Annotated in this window: 14 protein-coding genes; 7 read left to right on the top strand and 7 right to left on the bottom strand. The window is 72.0% G+C overall.

The window, feature by feature from the left end; genetic code table 11:
• Positions 1 to 325: 325 nt before the first annotated feature.
• Positions 326 to 547, bottom strand: coding sequence for a hypothetical protein (locus tag E1211_RS14145; protein WP_132349187.1), 222 nt, complete (start codon positions 545 to 547; stop codon positions 326 to 328).
• A gap of 225 nt (positions 548 to 772) precedes the next feature.
• Positions 773 to 2,245, bottom strand: coding sequence for an NYN domain-containing protein (locus E1211_RS14140; protein ID WP_132349186.1), 1,473 nt, complete (start codon positions 2,243 to 2,245; stop codon positions 773 to 775).
• A 127-nt stretch (positions 2,246 to 2,372) separates the two neighbouring features.
• Between E1211_RS14140 and E1211_RS14135 the strand changes: the two genes are divergently transcribed.
• From E1211_RS14135 to E1211_RS14115, 5 genes are all read left to right on the top strand, one after another.
• Positions 2,373 to 4,130, top strand: a complete 1,758-nt coding sequence (locus E1211_RS14135) for a DEDD exonuclease domain-containing protein (RefSeq protein ID WP_132349185.1) — start codon at positions 2,373 to 2,375, stop codon at positions 4,128 to 4,130.
• 130 nt (positions 4,131 to 4,260) lie between these two features.
• The gene (locus tag E1211_RS14130) at positions 4,261 to 6,048 is read left to right on the top strand and encodes a bifunctional (p)ppGpp synthetase/guanosine-3',5'-bis(diphosphate) 3'-pyrophosphohydrolase (protein ID WP_132349190.1); all 1,788 of its coding nucleotides are present in this window, start codon (positions 4,261 to 4,263) and stop codon (positions 6,046 to 6,048) included.
• A 52-nt stretch (positions 6,049 to 6,100) separates the two neighbouring features.
• Positions 6,101 to 6,643, top strand: coding sequence for an NUDIX hydrolase (locus E1211_RS14125; RefSeq protein WP_132349184.1), 543 nt, complete (start codon positions 6,101 to 6,103; stop codon positions 6,641 to 6,643).
• 2 nt (positions 6,644 to 6,645) lie between these two features.
• Complete coding sequence (locus tag E1211_RS14120) at positions 6,646 to 7,518, top strand: sugar phosphate nucleotidyltransferase (RefSeq protein ID WP_132349183.1); 873 nt, start codon at positions 6,646 to 6,648, stop codon at positions 7,516 to 7,518.
• A 108-nt stretch (positions 7,519 to 7,626) separates the two neighbouring features.
• Complete coding sequence (locus E1211_RS14115) at positions 7,627 to 7,914, top strand: Lrp/AsnC family transcriptional regulator (protein ID WP_132349189.1); 288 nt, start codon at positions 7,627 to 7,629, stop codon at positions 7,912 to 7,914.
• A 103-nt stretch (positions 7,915 to 8,017) separates the two neighbouring features.
• On the opposite strand, the gene E1211_RS14110 is transcribed toward E1211_RS14115, so the two are convergent.
• From E1211_RS14110 to E1211_RS14090, 5 genes are all read right to left on the bottom strand, one after another.
• Entirely contained in the window at positions 8,018 to 8,707 is a 690-nt protein-coding gene (locus E1211_RS14110) for a DUF4142 domain-containing protein (protein ID WP_132349182.1), read from the bottom strand.
• Positions 8,708 to 8,920: 213 nt separating this feature from the next.
• Positions 8,921 to 10,549: a cytochrome bc complex cytochrome b subunit gene (locus E1211_RS14105; RefSeq protein WP_132349181.1), complete on the bottom strand. Its 1,629-nt coding sequence runs from the start codon at positions 10,547 to 10,549 to the stop codon at positions 8,921 to 8,923.
• On the bottom strand, positions 10,546 to 11,634 hold the full coding sequence (locus tag E1211_RS14100) for a ubiquinol-cytochrome c reductase iron-sulfur subunit (protein ID WP_132349180.1): 1,089 nt from the start codon (positions 11,632 to 11,634) through the stop codon (positions 10,546 to 10,548). The genes E1211_RS14105 and E1211_RS14100 overlap by 4 nt, the downstream gene beginning before the upstream one ends.
• A 67-nt stretch (positions 11,635 to 11,701) precedes the next feature.
• Entirely contained in the window at positions 11,702 to 12,538 is an 837-nt protein-coding gene (locus E1211_RS14095) for a cytochrome c (RefSeq protein ID WP_132349179.1), read from the bottom strand.
• Between the two features lie 70 nt (positions 12,539 to 12,608).
• Positions 12,609 to 13,208, bottom strand: a complete 600-nt coding sequence (locus E1211_RS14090) for a heme-copper oxidase subunit III (RefSeq protein ID WP_132349178.1) — start codon at positions 13,206 to 13,208, stop codon at positions 12,609 to 12,611.
• Positions 13,209 to 13,316: 108 nt separating this feature from the next.
• On the opposite strand from E1211_RS14090, the gene E1211_RS14085 reads away from it, so the two are divergent.
• Both E1211_RS14085 and E1211_RS14080 read left to right on the top strand, forming a co-directional pair.
• Positions 13,317 to 14,300 (top strand): cytochrome c oxidase assembly protein, encoded by a 984-nt coding sequence (locus E1211_RS14085; protein ID WP_132349177.1) that lies wholly within the window; start codon positions 13,317 to 13,319, stop codon positions 14,298 to 14,300.
• A gap of 187 nt (positions 14,301 to 14,487) precedes the next feature.
• Positions 14,488 to 14,883 carry a hypothetical protein gene (locus E1211_RS14080; RefSeq protein WP_132349176.1) on the top strand — a complete coding sequence of 132 codons (396 nt, stop codon included), beginning with the start codon at positions 14,488 to 14,490 and terminating at the stop codon, positions 14,881 to 14,883.
• Positions 14,884 to 14,925: the final 42 nt, after the last annotated feature.

Genomic DNA, 14,925 nt, shown 5'->3' with positions numbered 1-14,925 from the left:
TCCCCGCCCCGCGATACCCGCGTCATCCACGCTCCTCTCGCCGTGACCGCCAATCCTAGGGCTCCGCTGCCGGGCGGAGGCGGCGGTGCCCGCCCGCCCGCGCCGAACGGCCGCCGCGACGCGGCGAGCGCGATCGGGGGCCGGGGAGCGCGAAGCCCGCGCGGGGAGCGCCGGCCGCAACGCGCGGTGCCTGGACGTGCCGAACGGTCATCCGGTGGGTCGAGCGGAGTCGGCGCGCGGGGCCGACGTGCAGGGCTGGCGCGCGGTCGACGCACTGGGGCCGGCGTGGTCAGTGTGGGCCGGCGGGGTCGGCACGCACCGGAGTTCAGGCGATCCGGCGGCGGCGCAGCGGCCGGGGCCGCGGGACCGGCGGCCGCGGGGCGGGAAGCACCTCCACCTCGAAGCCCGACCGGACGAACAGCTCGATCGCCCGGTGCTCGGCCGGGCCGAGGTCGGCCGCGGGGGAACTCTCGTCGAGCAGGGCGGTCACCAGGCAGCCGGAACAGCCGGCACCCCGGATGCGGCACCGCTCGCAGTCGATGAGCATCAACGCCTCCTGATGGGCTGCGGCGGCCTCGACGACCGGAACGTCGCCACCCGACCACCGTCGGTCATGCTCACGCTATGCCCCGGGTACGACAGAACCGGACAACGAGCACCGAACCGGCGCTGATCAACTCGACTTCACTGAAGTCGGGGTATCAACGGCGTGCGTCACAGCGACTTCATGGATCTCGAGTGGATCAGCCCGACCCGAGCGGGTCAGACGCGGTCAGGAGCGGGCCAGGCGGCGCAGCAGCGAGTCGGCGCCGAGCGGGTACGCGCCGTGCCGGCGTACCCCGTCGGCGACCTCCCGGTCGGAGGAGATCACCACGACCGGGCGGCCGGGCGGCTCGGCGCGGACCAGCCGGCGGATCAACTCGTCGGCGGTCTCCCCCTTGCGGGAGAAGAGCACCCGCACGCCGCGCGGGGTGGGCGGCAGCCCGGGGATGCGCTCGGCGCCGTCGAAGACCACTGTCACCTCGTCGCCGGTCTGCGCGGCGATCCCGCCCAGTCCGCTGATCAAGCGCTTGCGCTGCTGCTCCAGCGACATCTCGCCGAAGCCTCGCTTGGTGACGTTGTAGCCGTCCACGACCAGGTGGGCCCGGGGCAGGGCGAGCAGCTGGTCCAGCCGGGCCGGGTCGTCGGTGTCCCGGGCCCGGGTCGCGGCACCGGTCGCGGCGCCGGGCTGGTCGGCGAAGGCGTCGGCCACGAAGTCGGCCGGGAGCGCGTCGACCGGGTCGAGCGCCAGCTCGCGGCGCAGCCCGACCGCGGCCTGCCCGATCGTCTCCAGGAGCAGCCAGAGCCGGGCGTCGTCGACCGAGCGGGCCTCCTTGGCGCTGGTCCGGGCCGCCCCGGCGGCGGCCTCGGCCTCGGCCAGCCGGGCGCGGGCCCGGCGCAGCTCCGCGTCGGCGTCGGCGGCCGCCCGCCCCGCCCGGCCTCGTTCGGTGGCGAGCAGTTCGTTGGCCCGCCGCTCCCGGGCCTGCGTCTCGCGCAGGGTACGGGCCAGCTGCCGGGCCTCCTCGCGCTGCTGGCCGAGCTCCTCGCGGACCCGGGCCAGCTCGTCGCGGAGCTTCTCCGCCTCGACCCGGGCCACCGCGCGGTCGTGTTCGGCTCGGGTGGCCCGCTGCTCCGCCTCGCGTACCAGCTCGGCGACGACGGCGCTGTCGGCCTCGGCGCGTACCGCCGCGCCGCTCGCCTCGATGAGTTCCCGCCAGCCGGTGGGTCGGGCCAGGTAGGCCAGGGCGGCCACCTCGACCGGGTCGGCGGCGGCCGGGGCGGTGCCCTCGACCACGGCGGCGCCGAGATCGCCGGCGTCGGCCAGCACCCGGGCGCTGACCCGCTGCCGGAAGAGCGGGTCGGCGGTGAGCTGGGTGGCGATCGCCGGCGCGCCGAGCCGGGCCCGGCGGTTGGGGGCGAACTTGGCGACCCGGCGCAGCGGGACCGGCACCTCGTCGGCGGGGAGGCCGGGCAGCACCGCGGCGGTGAGGGTCACGATCCGCTGTCGCACCGGCTCGGGCAGGACCGGTTCCGGCTCCGGCGAGCCGCCGTCGGCGGGGGCGTCCGCGCTCGGGCCGGTGGCACCGCCGGCGGCGGTGTCCGCCGCGTCGGCCGCGGCCGGCCCGCCCACCTCACCGGTGTCGCGCGCGACGGCGGCCTGGTCCTCCGGCGGGAGGTGGTCGTCGTACGGCTCGGTGAGGGGCATGTGGCAAGTCTCCCACCGCAGCCGGGCCCACCGCCCGGTGAGTGAGCCGATCTCTCATCCTAGCCCGGTGGTGACTGGTGGGGCCGCTGAGGCGGGAGTGTCGGACCGGGACGCTAGCGTGCCGCGGATGGCACAGGCGGAGTACGTCCAGCAGGCGCTGGCCGGCCTCGACCCCACCTCCGTCGGCGGGGTCGACCCGGCTCTGCCGCTCTACGCGACCACGTTCGTGGTGGTCGACCTGGAGACCACCGGCGGCTCCCCCGACGGCGGCGGGATCACCGAGATCGGTGCGGTCAAGGTGCGCGGCGGCGAGGAGCTGGGCGTGCTCGCCACCCTGGTCAACCCGGGTGAGCCGATTCCGCCGTTCATCACCGTGCTGACCGGCATCACCCAGGCCATGGTGGTGCCGGCGCCACCGATCGAGCAGGTGCTGCCGAGCTTCCTCGAGTTCATCTCCGACGCCGTGCTGGTCGCCCACAACGCGCCGTACGATGTCGGCTTCCTGAAGGCCGCCTGCGCCCGGCACGGCTACCGCTGGCCCAACCCCCGGGTGCTGGACACGGCCGCGCTGGCCCGCCGCGTGCTGACCCGCGACGAGGTGCCCAATCGCAAGCTCGGCACCCTCGCCGCGTACTTCCGTACCGCCACCCAGCCGAATCACCGCGCTCTGGACGACGCCAAGGCCACCGTCGACGTGTTGCACGCGCTGATCGGCCGGCTCGGCGGGCACCGGGTGGAGAGCATCGGCGACGCGATCGAGTTCGCCAAGGCGGTCACGCCCACCCAGCGCCGCAAGCGGCACCTGGCCGAGGGGTTGCCGAAGGCGCCGGGGGTGTACATCTTCCGCGCCGCGGACGACCGGCCGCTCTACGTCGGCACCTCCGGCGACATCGCCACCCGGGTGCGCAGCTACTTCACGGCGGCGGAGAAGCGGGCCCGGATCTCGGAGATGCTCGCCGCCGCCGAGCGGGTCGAGGCGGTCGAGTGCGCGCACTCGCTGGAGGCCGAGGTCCGCGAACTACGGCTGATCGCGGCGCACGCCCCGCCGTACAACCGCCGGTCGAAGTATCCCGAACGGATGCTCTGGCTCAAGCTCACCGACGAGCACTACCCACGGCTGTCGGTGGTCCGCGAGATCTCCCCCACCGACCGCGCCTACCTCGGGCCGTTCACCTCGCGGCGGGCCGCCGAGCTGGCCGCCGCCGGCTTCTACGACGCGGTGCCGCTGCGACAGTGCACCCACCGGCTCTCCCTGCGTACCGTCACCCCGGCGTGCGCGCTGGCCGAGCTGGGCCGCTGTCCGGCGCCCTGCGAGCACCGGATCAGCCCCGACGTGTACGACGAGCGCGCGGCCGCCCCGTTCCGCGCGGCGACGGCCGACGACCCACAGGTGGTGGTGGACGCGCTGCTGCGGCGGATCGAGACGCTCTCGGCGGATCAGCGCTACGAGGAGGCGGCGGTGGTCCGGAGCCGGCTGACGGCGCTGCTGCGCGCCGCGGTACGGATGCAGCGGCTGGCCGCGCTCGCCGGCATCGCCGAGCTGGCCGCGGCCCGTCCCGCCGCCCGGGGTGGCTGGGAGCTGGCGCTGGTCCGGCACGGCCGGCTGGCCGGCGCCGGTGTCTCCCCACCGGGCGTCCATCCGCGACCGACGCTGGCCGCCATCCGCGCCACCGCGGAGACCGTCGCGCCGGGTCACGGGCCGGTCCCCCGCGCGACGGCCGAGGAGTCCGAACGGATCCTGTCCTGGTTGGAACGGCCGGAGACCCGGCTGGTCGAGATGTCCTCCGGATGGTCGTCCCCGGTGCGTGGCGCGGCCCGCTTCCGGGACCTCCTGGCGAAGGCCGAGGCCGCCGCGACCCACCAACTCTCGACCGAACGCCCATGACCAACTGACCGATCGGACTACGTCGACTCCCTTACTCTGTTAGAGAAGTGCATTCCTGCCCGTTTCGTGGGCCTGCTCCCGGTTGCCGGTCGCCCGGTGGTCGCGGGGCCGGGGTGAGGAGGTGTCCCTCGTGGACGTCGACGCCGGACACGGCGCCGCCCTGGGGGGCGCGCTTCCCACCCAACCGGGTGAACTGCCACTGACCCGCCGGCTCCGCTCGCTGCTCAACTGGCCGACCGCCGAGTCCGACCCGGTCGGTCACCTGGTACGCGCCCACCGCGCCATCCACTCGGGCGCCGACCCCTCGGTGCTGCGCCGGGCGTACGCGATCGCCGAGACCATGCACCGGGGGCAGTTCCGCAAGAGCGGCGAGCCCTACATCACCCACCCGCTCGCGGTCGCCCAGATCTGCGCCGACCTCGGGATGGACACCACCACCCTGGTCGCCGCGCTGCTGCACGACACGGTCGAGGACACCCGCTACACGCTCCAGGCGCTCGCCGACGACTTCGGGCCGAAGGTGGCGCACCTGGTCGACGGGGTGACCAAGTTCGACAAGGCCTTCTACGGCAAGGCCGCGGAGGCCGAGACGATCCGCAAGATGATCATCGCGGCCGGCCGGGACGTCCGGGTCCTGATCATCAAGCTGGCCGACCGGCTGCACAACATGCGTACCCTCGGCGTCCGGTCGGCCGCCTCCCGGGAGCGGATCGCCCGCAAGACCGAGGAGGTGCTCATCCCGCTCTGCGAGCGGCTGGGCATCCAGACGCTCAAGCGCGAGCTGGACGACGTGGTGCTGCAGCACCTGCACCCGGAGGAGCACGTCCGCATCGCCCGGCACGTGCACGACCGGCCCGGCTGGGACGCGTACCTCGCGCAGGTGGTCGCCGAGGCCAAGGTGGCGCTGCGCCGCGACCGGGTCGACGCCGAGGTCGCTCCCCGCCCCCGGCACCTCTACTCGATCTGGAAGGACACGGTCGCCGGCAGCCACAGCGCCCCGTACGACCTGCCCCGCATCGCCGTGGTGGTGGACGGGCCACCCACCGACTGCTACGCGGCGCTCGGCGCGATCCACGGGCTCTGGCGCCCGATGCCCGGGCGGTTCAAGGACTACATCGCCTCGCCCAAGAACAACCTCTACCGCTCCCTGCACACCAGCGTCTGCGGGCCGAAGGACCGCACCGTCGAGGTGCTCATCCGTACCGAGGAGATGCACCGCTCGGCCGAGTACGGCATCGCCGCCGACTACCGCTTCCCCCGGGTCGGCGGTGGCGCGGGCGGCGCCGAACAGCTGGCCTGGCTGCACCGGGTGCTGGACTGGGAGCAGAACGCCGCCGACCCGGCCCAGTTCCTCGAGTCGTTGCGCTGCGACCTGGCCGAGGCGCAGGTCGAGGTCTTCGCGGACGGGCGGCAGATCGTGCTGCCGGCCGGCGCCACCCCGGTCGACCTCGCGTACGAGCTGGGCACCGAGCGGGGTGACCACTGCCTCGCGGCCCGGATCAACGGCCGGCTCGCCCCGCTCTCCTCGGAGCTGGAAGAGGGCGACGTGGTGGAGATCTTCACCGAGAACGACGCCGAGAACGGCTTCGAGGCGGAGGCCGCACCGCGGGGGCCGCGCCGGGAGTGGCTCGGCTTCGTGAAGTCCCCGCACGCCCAGATGCAGATCAACCGCTGGTTCGCCGAGCACACCGAGCCGGGCATCTCGATCAACGACAAGGTCCGGCTCGGCCGGGCCACCATCGGGCTCACCCTCCGCCGGCACAACCGCGGGCTGGCGAGCGACCTTCCGCTGCTGCGTCTCGCCGAGGAGCTCGGCTACCCCGACCTGGAGACCCTGCTGGTCGCGGTCTTCGACCGGGTGATCGAACCGGACGCGGTGGTACGGCAGCTCATCGATCTCGTCGACCATCGCCAGTGACCGGCGGCCCCCGCCGGGCACCTGCCGCATTCGTGAGCATTAGCCTGGTGTCATGATCCCTCGCTCGCGCGTTACCGGCCGGGCCATCGGCTATCAGGTCTTCTACCGGCTGCCGCTGCCGCTACGCCGCCGCCTGGTCCGGATGGCCGTGCCGAAGTACATCGTCGGTGCGGTCACCCTGGTCCGCGACGCCGAAGCCGAGGGGGCGGGACGGCTGCTCCTGCTCCGCCAGCCGCCCGGCAACGGCTGGACGCTCCCGGCCGGGCTGCTGCAACGCGGTGAAGCCCCCGCCGTGGGCGCGGCCCGTGAGCTGTACGAGGAGTCCGGCATCCGGCTCTCCCCCACCCAGCTCGTTCCGGCTGTGCCCAACGCGATCGTGCACGCCAAGGGCTGGGTGGACGTCGTCTTCACCGCGGAGGTGCCCGCGGCCACGACGGAGCTGAAGGTCGACGGCGCCGAGGTCTTCGAGGCCGCCTGGCATCCGCTCGACGACCTGCCCCGGCTCAGCTGGGCGACGGCGCGGCTGCTGGCGTACTACGGCATCGGCCCCCTGGTGGGGCAGTTCCCGCCGCCCCTGCCCGACACGCAGGAGTGAGCGTGTCGGCGGCCGGCCCGGACGACGTCTGCGCGGTGGTGCTCGCCGCCGGCGAGGGCACCCGGCTGCGGCCGCTCACCGAACGGCTGCCCAAGGCGCTCTGCCCGGTCGGGAACGTGCCGCTGCTGGACCGGGCGCTCGCCCGGCTCGCCGGGCTCGGCCTCTCCGGCCCGCAGCGGGTGGCGGTGAACGCCTGCTACCTGGCGGGCCAGGTCGTCGACCACGTCGGCGATCGCGCCCACCTCTCGGTCGAGCCGGGCGATCCGCTCGGCACGGCCGGCGGGGTCGCGAACCTGAAGGAGTGGATCGCCGGGCGGCCGGTGCTGGTCGGCAACGCGGACGCGTACCTCGCCGACCCGGCCGTCGAGCCCGGCCCGGACATCGCCGCGATGCTCGCCGGCTGGGACGGGTCCGAGGTGCGCCTGCTGGGCCAGCCGGCCGCCGACCCGCTGGCCCCCGGCACGTTCGACGGGCATGTGTTCACCGGGTTCTCGCTGCTGCCCTGGCGGGTGGTGCGCGACCTGCCGGTCGAGTTCGGTGACCTGGTACGCACGGTGTGGCGACCGGCCGAGGCGGCGGGCGCGCTTCGGGTGGTGCCCTACCGTGGCACCTTCTACGACACCGGCACCCCGGCCGACTACCTGGCGGCCAACCTGCACGCCGCCGGCGGTGACGCTCTCGTCGACCCGGCCGCGACGGTCACCGGGCCGTGCCGGGAGTCGGTGGTGGGGGCGGGCGCCGTGGTGCGTGGCGAGGTGATCCGGTCGGTGGTCTGGCCGGGGGCGACGGTGCGGGCCGGAGAGCGGCTGCAGGAGGTCGTGCGGGCCGGTGACGGGCTCACCGTGCCGGCGGGCCGGGGATCCGCCAGGATCTAGGCGACGGCCTCGACGCCGGGCATCACCCGGGTCCGGGGCGGCCGGGCATGGTCTCATGGGACAGGCCCTAGAGTGAGCGACGACGTCGACGAAACGGAGAAACTGCCCGTGATCACCGCGATCGTGTTGATCGACTGCGCCACCGACTCGATTCCCGAGGTGGCCGAGGCCCTGGCAAACCTTCCCGGCGTCAGCGAGGTCTACTCGGTCGCCGGGCACGTCGATCTGATCGCCGTCGTCCGCGTACGCGAGTTCGACCAGATCGCCGAGGTGATCGCGGGCCGCATCTCGAAGGTTCCCGGGGTGAGCAACACCGAGTCGCACATCGCGTTCCGGGCGTACTCCCAGCACGACCTGGAGGAGGCGTTCGCGATCGGCCTGGCCAACGCCGACTGACCGCCGTCCTCTCGGACGCCACGGCGAGGCCCGCAGGCCCGCGGCGGGACCGGGCAACGGCCGGCCCATCGGGTGATGGGCCGGCCGTTCGTGCTTCCCGAGGTCAGCTCACGCCCGGAGCCGGGGACTCGGTGGTGCCGCCGCCCGGAGCCGGCGATTCGGTCTCGGTACCGCCCGGAGCCGGCGATTCGGTCTCCGTGCCGCCCGGAGCCGGCGATTCGGTGGTGGCGCCGGGGCTCGGCGTACCGGTGGCGCTGGCCTGCGGGACCGGGATGCCCAGCTGCTGTGCCAGCTGGACCAGCTCGTCATAGTGCGTCTGGAGCGCCGGCAGCGCGGTCTGCGCCAGCTGGATCACCGACTGCTCGGAACCCTGCGAGATCTCCGTCTGGGTGGCCTGGATGGCCTGCAGGTGGCCGGCCAGCTGCGCGGTCACCCATTCCCGGTCGAAGTTCTTGCCGCTGGCGTTGTTCAGCCGGTCGATCACCGCCTGCTGGTCGGCGGTGGGCCCGTTGGGCAGCTGCACGTTGAGCTGGGACGCGGTCTGCTGCACCGTCTGGTCCAGCTGCGTGTGGTCGGTCACGAACATCTTGCCCAGGTCCTTGACCCGCTGGTTCTGGCCCTTCTGCTGGGCCAGCTCACCGGTGGTGATCTCGAACAGGTTGACCTGGTGGATCGCCTGCAGGTACTGGGTGTCCTGCTCCGACGGTTGTGCCTTGGCCTGCGCCGCAGCGGCCGGTGCGACACCGACCAGCACCAGCGCGGCCAGCAGGCCGAGCCGTTTGATACCCAACATGCTTCCTCCCCGTGAGACGTTGGACCGCACGGATACCCGGCTCACCGGGGTTATTCCTGCGATCCCCGCACGCGAGGGGACGGCCGGGTCGGGGCCCGCCGTCCGCTCTGCACCGACTCAACCGGCTCCGCCGCCCGGCGGCGGAAGGGGGCGGAAACGGGACGTGGCGCCCGCCGGAGGATCCGGCGGACGCCACGTCCCGGTGGGTCGAGGTCAGTGACGCGACTCGGAGCCGCTGCTGATCTCCGCACGCTCCGGTCGAGGCTCGACCGGCGGGTGCCCCGGCGAGACCGGAGCCTCGACCGGCTTCTCGATCGGGTAGAAGAAGCCCCGGATGGCCGGGCCGAGGGCACCGAGCCGGTTCATCTTCTTCGGTACCACCCAGCCGGTGTACTCCAGCGCCCCGTGGCCGTCGTGGTCCTGCGCGCTGAGCGGCTGGTGGACCTCGACGAACTTGCCGTCCGGCAGGCGCCGGATGATGCCGGTCTCCACGCCGTGCGCCAGCACCTCACGGTCGTGCTGCTGCAGACCGAGGCAGAGGCGGTAGGTGACGTAGTACGCCAGCGGCGGCAGGACGAGCAGGCCGACCCGGCCGGCCCAGGTCATCGCGTTCAAGCTGATCTGGAACTTGTCCGCGATGACGTCGTTGGCCCCGGAGAGGGTCAGCACCAGGTAGAAGGCGACAGCCATGGCGCCCACCGCGGTCCGGGCCGGAACGTCACGAGGACGCTGGAGCAGGTTGTGGCTCCGGTAGTCCTTGAGGTGCCGGGCTTCCAGGAACGGGTAGAGCGTGGAGAGGCCGACCAGGATTCCGGGCAGCACCACCGTCGGCCAGAACAGCGGCGGGATCACGTAGCCGTCGCCGAGCGGGATGTTGATCTGCCAGGCCGGCATGAGCCGGGTCGAGCCGTCCAGGAACATGACGTACCAGTCCGGCTGGCTGGCGGCCGAGACGACCCACGCCTCGTACGGGCCGAAGAGCCAGATCGGGTTGATCTGGAACAGACCGCCCATCAGCGCGATCACGCCGAAGACGATCATGAAGAAGCCGCCCTGCTTGATCGCGTACCGCGGGAACATCCGCTCGCCGACCACGTTGCCGTTGGTCCGGCCGGGGCCGGGCCACTGGGTGTGCTTCTGCTTGAAGACCAGGCCCAGGTGGACGCTGATCAGCGCGAGCAGCAGGGCCGGGATGAGCAGCACGTGCGCGATGAAGAACCGGCTGATGATGATGGTGCCCGGGAACTCCCCACCGAAGATCGACGAGGTGAGCCAGGACCCGATCACCGGGATCGACAGCATGATCGCCGAGGCGATCCGCAGGCCGGTGCCGGAGAGGCCGTCGTCCGGCAGCGAGTAGCCGGTGAAGCCGGCCAGGAAGCCGACCCAGAACAGCAGCGAGCCGATGATCCAGTTGGTCTCACGCGGCTTGCGGAACGCGCCGGTGAAGAAGACCCGCAGCATGTGCACGACGATCGCGGCCATGAACAGCAGAGCCGCCCAGTGGTGCATCTGCCGCATGATCAGACCACCCCGGACCTCGAAGGAGAGGTCCAGGCTGGAGGCGTACGCGGCGGACATCGGCGTGCCGCGCAGCGGCGCGTAGCTGCCGTCGTAGACCACCTCGGTCATCGACGGCTCGAAGAAGAACGTCAGGAAGGTGCCGGTGAGCAGCAGGACGATGAACGAGAAGAGCGCGATCTCACCGAGCAGGAAGGACCAGTGGTCCGGGAAGACCTTGTTCAGCAGGCGGCGCAGCGGGGTCGCCACCTGGAAGCGGTCGTCGAGCCCCACGGCAGCCTTGCCCGGCGCCGCCGCCAGGTCGAACTTACGACGCTTCATGGCCGCTCCCAGAAGTCTGGCCCGATGGTCTCGGTGTAGTCGGACTTCGCTACGAAGAAGCCCTCCGAGTCTACCTCGATCGGCAGCTGCGGCAGCCGCCGGCTGGCGGGGCCGAAGACGGGTCGGGCGTTGTCGGTGATCAGGAACTGCGACTGGTGGCACGGGCAGAGCAGCCGGTTCGTCTGCTGCTCGTAGAGGCTGGCCGGGCAGCCGGCGTGCGTGCAGATCTTGGAGAACGCCGCGTAGTTGCCCCACATGTAGTCGCCGTGGCCCACCCGCTCGTTGGCCTGGCGCGACTCCTGCGCGTCCTCGTCCCGCAGGTGGATCAGCAGCGTCGGCGAGTCCGCGTGGCGGTTGCTGATGCCGTGCTCGATACCGGGGAAGACGGTCAGCTGGCCACCGGCGCTGATGTCCGACGGGCGGATCGGGCGGCCGTCCTCGCGGACCAGCCGGACCCTCTGACCACCCTCCGCCGGGGCGAACCCGGTGGTGAACATCTGATTGTTCTTGTGCGGGTTGGAGATCAGCCCACCCACCAGCGGCGCGGCGGCGACCGCGCCGATCGGCACGAGACCCGCCAGCAGCGAGATGCCGAGCAGCGGGCGACGCTTCACACCCAGCTCGTCGGCCATGTAGAGCATCGTCTGGCCGGTGACGGTGCGCTCGTCCTCGGAGACCGCGCCCTCGTGCCGGTCCTGGATCGACACCTCCTTGGGCAGCAGCTTCTTGCCCCAGGTCAGGATGCCGAAGCCGACGCCCAGCAGGGAGAGGCCCAGGGTGACGCCGAGCAGCGGGGTGAACCACTTGTCGCTGCCGCGGCCCGGGGCGTACTCCCACGGCCACCAGATGTAGACGACCAGGAAGGCCGTCCCCACCAGGCCGGAGAGCAGGAAGAACCAGGCGACCAGGCGGACGAGCCGGCGTTCGGCCTTCGTGCCCGGAGCGACCTGCGGCTCGTAGTGGACGATCTCGATGTCGTCCCGCCGGGCGCCCTCGCGGACGATGTCGAAGCGGGTAAGCCCGGGGGTGTTCACGTCGAGCGGTTCCCGACCCTGCTGGGTCTGGTGCTCGGTGTGCGTGCTCATGCCGTCACCTCGTTACCGGCGGTGCCGCGCGACGGCACCACAGCACTGGATCGAAAAGTCCGCTCGGTCACGACTTGCCCGCAATCCACAGGCTGGCGAAGACGAGCGCGACGATGCCGACCAGGAAGATCGCCAGACCCTCGGTGGAGGGGCCGTACCGGCCCAGGTTGAAACCGCCCGGGTCCTGGTCGTGCTTCAGGGTCTCCTGGATGTAGGCGATGATGTCGGCCTTCTGGTCGGGCCGAAGCTGGTTGTCGCCGAACACCGGCATGTTCTGCGGACCACTGAGCATCGCGGCGTAGATCTGCCGGTCACTCGCGGGACGCAGGCTCGGGGCGAACTTGCCCGAGGAGAGCGCGCCACCACCGGCGCCGAAGGCGTGGCACTGCGAGCAGTTGATCCGGAACAGCTCACCGCCGGCCGCGATGTCCCCGTCGGAGTGCAGGTCGGTGCCCTCCGGCAGCTCCGGGCCACCGCCGAGCTCCTGGATGTACTGGGCGAGCTGGCGGGTCTGCTCGTCGGTGAAGAGCGGCGGCTTGCGGTGCGCCTGGGCCTCCTGGCGCGCCAGCGGCATCCGGCCACTGCTCACCTGGAACTCGACCGAGGCCGCGCCGACGCCGATCAGACTCGGCCCGCGTCCCTCGACACCCTGCGCGTTGCGACCGTGGCAGGTCACGCAGCTAACGTCGAACAGCGCCTTGCCCTCGGCAGCGGCGCTGCTCAGCGGCGGAGTGTCCTGGGCCTGCGCGCCAGGGGCGAAGACGGTGTAGGCGCCGCCGGCGAGCGTCAGCGCGGCGAGCAGCCGGACCGCGGCACCCAGCCGGCGGCGGCCCCTGCTGCGCGCCGCGGGCCGCCCGCGCAGCCGCGCGAGCAGACCGCGTCGGCGGTCGTTGTCAGAAGTCATGACCTGTGTCCTTAACCGGTTGGACCTTCTCAGGGGACGGAGCAACGGCGCGGTACGCCATGCGCCAAGATCACTGAAGCCAGTAGATCATGCCGTACAGCGCGATCCACACCACGTCGACGAAGTGCCAGTAGTACGACACGACGATCGCCGAGGTGGCCTGCGCCGGCGTGAACCGGCCCATGGTGGTGCGGATCATGAAGATGATGAAGGCGACCAGACCGCCGGTCACGTGCAGACCGTGGAAGCCGGTGGTCAGGTAGAACATCGACCCGTAGCCGTCTTCGTTGATCTTCACGCCCTCGTGCACCAGCGTGCGGTACTCGTTCAGCTGACCGAGTACGAAGATCAGGCCCATCACGAAGGTGATCGTGAACCAGCGCCGTAGCGCGTGCACGTCACCCCGCTCCGCCGCGAAGACACCGAGCTGGCAGGTCACCGAGGACAACACCAGGATCACCGTGAAGGTGGTCGCGTACGGGATGTTGAGGTGCTCGGTGTGCTTCTCCCACTGCTCCGGCGCCGCGGCGCGGATGGAGAAGTACATCGCGAACAGCGCCGCGAAGAACATGAGTTCGCTGGAGAGCCACACGATCGTCCCGACGCTGACCATGTTGGGTCGGGTCAGGGAGTGGATCCGGCTCTTGTCAATGGCTGGGGCCGCAGTCACGCGGTCATTATTGCCCCTGACCGGCATCCACGATCAGCGGGGGGCCAAACCGGTGGTCAGGGTGGCCCGATCGTGGTCGTCCGGTTCGCCTGGCCTAGCCTGAAAAGCGTGCTGCACGTCGATCCGATCTTCGCCGCCACCTCGACTGCCTCGGCGTACGTCGCCGGCGCCGCTTCGGCCGCGCCGGCGAGCGCGGCCGGCGGCGAGGCGCTCCCACCACCGTTCACCGTCGGCGCCGTCCTGACCGAGACCCGGCTGGACAGCTGGCTGGCGGTCGGCCTGGTGCTCGCCGCCGGGCTCTACCTCTACGGCGTGCACCGGTTGCGGGTACGCGGGGACCACTGGCCGGTGGCGCGGACCGTCTTCTTCCTCGGGCCGGGCCTCGGTGGGATCGCGCTGGTCACGGTGAGCGGGTTGCACGCCTACGACACGGCGCTGCTGAGCGTGCACATGGTGCAGCACATGATGCTGTCGATGGTGGCGCCGATCTTCCTGGCCCTGGGCGCGCCGATGACGCTCGCCCTCCGTACGCTGCCGCAGCGGCCCCGCAAGCGGCTGCTCGCGATCGTGCACAGCCGGATCGCCCGGATCTACAGCTTCCCGCTGGTGGCGTTCGCCATCTTCGTGGTCAACCCGTTCGTGCTCTACTTCACCGACCTGTACCGGTACACGCTGGAGCACGCCTGGGCGCACGAGCTGGTGCACGCGCACTTCATCATGACCGGCTGCGTGTTCTTCTGGCCGCTGCTCGGCCTCGACCCGCTCCCCGGTCGCTGGCCGTACCCGGCGCGGGCGCTGCTCATGTTGCTCTCCGTGCCGTTCCACACCGTGCTCGGGCTCACCGTGATGCAGAGCTCCACGCTCTTCGGCGGGGACTGGTACCCCTCGCTCGGCCTCGACTGGGCCGACCCGTGGGACGACCAGGTGCTCGCCGGCGGCATCCTCTGGGCCGGTGGCGAGTTCGTCAGTGTGACCATGCTCGCGGTGCTGGTCGTGCAGTGGATCAAGCAGTCGGAGCGGGAGGCGCGCCGCGTCGACCGCGAGCTGGACCGGCAGGAGGCGCGCGAACGCGCCGCCGAGTCACCGGCCTGAGCTGCACACGGGCGCGTCGCCGCTGAGCGGCGCCGGGCGGGATGTCGGCTGTGTCACGTCGACCGGTACGATCGGCGGGCAGCTACGAGGTGGGAGCCTGTCCAGCGATGAGCGAGCGCAACGAGCGAGTCATCAAGCTCAGTGCAAGGGTGCCTCAGGACGGCACGGAGCGAAGCGGAGTGTCGGCATGAGCGATCGTGAGTGCACCGTCCTGCTCTACAGCGACGACCCGCAGGTCCGTGACCGGATGCGGCTGGCCGTCGGCACCCGACCCGCGCCCGGTCTCCTGATCGAGTTCGTCGAGGCCGCCACCTACGCCGAGGTCGTCCGCCTGGTCGACGACTACGAGATCGACCTCCTGCTGCTCGACGGCGAGGCGACGCCGGGCGGTGGCATCGGGATCGCCCGCCAGATCAAGGACGACCGGACGGACGCGCCCCCGACCTGCGTGGTGATCGCCCGCACGGCGGACCGATGGCTCGCGGCCTACGCCGAGGTCGACGCCACGCTGGTGCACCCGCTCGACCCGGTGACCACCGGCAACACGGTGGCCGAGCTGCTGCGGACGCACGCACCCGCCTGACGTCCCCGCTCCGGCACCGACCACGGCGCCGGACCGACCGGC

The organism is Micromonospora sp. 15K316 (assembly GCF_004348525.1).
GTDB lineage: Bacteria > Actinomycetota > Actinomycetes > Mycobacteriales > Micromonosporaceae > Micromonospora.
The sequence above is the reverse complement of the archived record's forward strand: the minus strand, read 5'-3'. Positions and strand labels throughout refer to the sequence as shown.

Excerpts from the sequence above, each read along its gene's own strand:
- E1211_RS14145 (WP_132349187.1), bottom strand. The coding sequence starts at position 547 with ATGCTCATCGACTGCGAGCGGTGCCGCATCCGGGGTGCCGGCTGTTCC.
- E1211_RS14140 (WP_132349186.1), bottom strand. The coding sequence starts at position 2,245 with ATGCCCCTCACCGAGCCGTACGACGACCACCTCCCGCCGGAGGACCAG.
- E1211_RS14135 (WP_132349185.1), top strand. The coding sequence starts at position 2,373 with ATGGCACAGGCGGAGTACGTCCAGCAGGCGCTGGCCGGCCTCGACCCC.
- E1211_RS14125 (WP_132349184.1), top strand. The coding sequence starts at position 6,101 with ATGATCCCTCGCTCGCGCGTTACCGGCCGGGCCATCGGCTATCAGGTC.
- E1211_RS14110 (WP_132349182.1), bottom strand. The coding sequence starts at position 8,707 with ATGTTGGGTATCAAACGGCTCGGCCTGCTGGCCGCGCTGGTGCTGGTC.
- E1211_RS14105 (WP_132349181.1), bottom strand. The coding sequence starts at position 10,549 with ATGAAGCGTCGTAAGTTCGACCTGGCGGCGGCGCCGGGCAAGGCTGCC.
- E1211_RS14100 (WP_132349180.1), bottom strand. The coding sequence starts at position 11,634 with ATGAGCACGCACACCGAGCACCAGACCCAGCAGGGTCGGGAACCGCTC.
- E1211_RS14095 (WP_132349179.1), bottom strand. The coding sequence starts at position 12,538 with ATGACTTCTGACAACGACCGCCGACGCGGTCTGCTCGCGCGGCTGCGC.
- E1211_RS14080 (WP_132349176.1), top strand. The coding sequence starts at position 14,488 with ATGAGCGATCGTGAGTGCACCGTCCTGCTCTACAGCGACGACCCGCAG.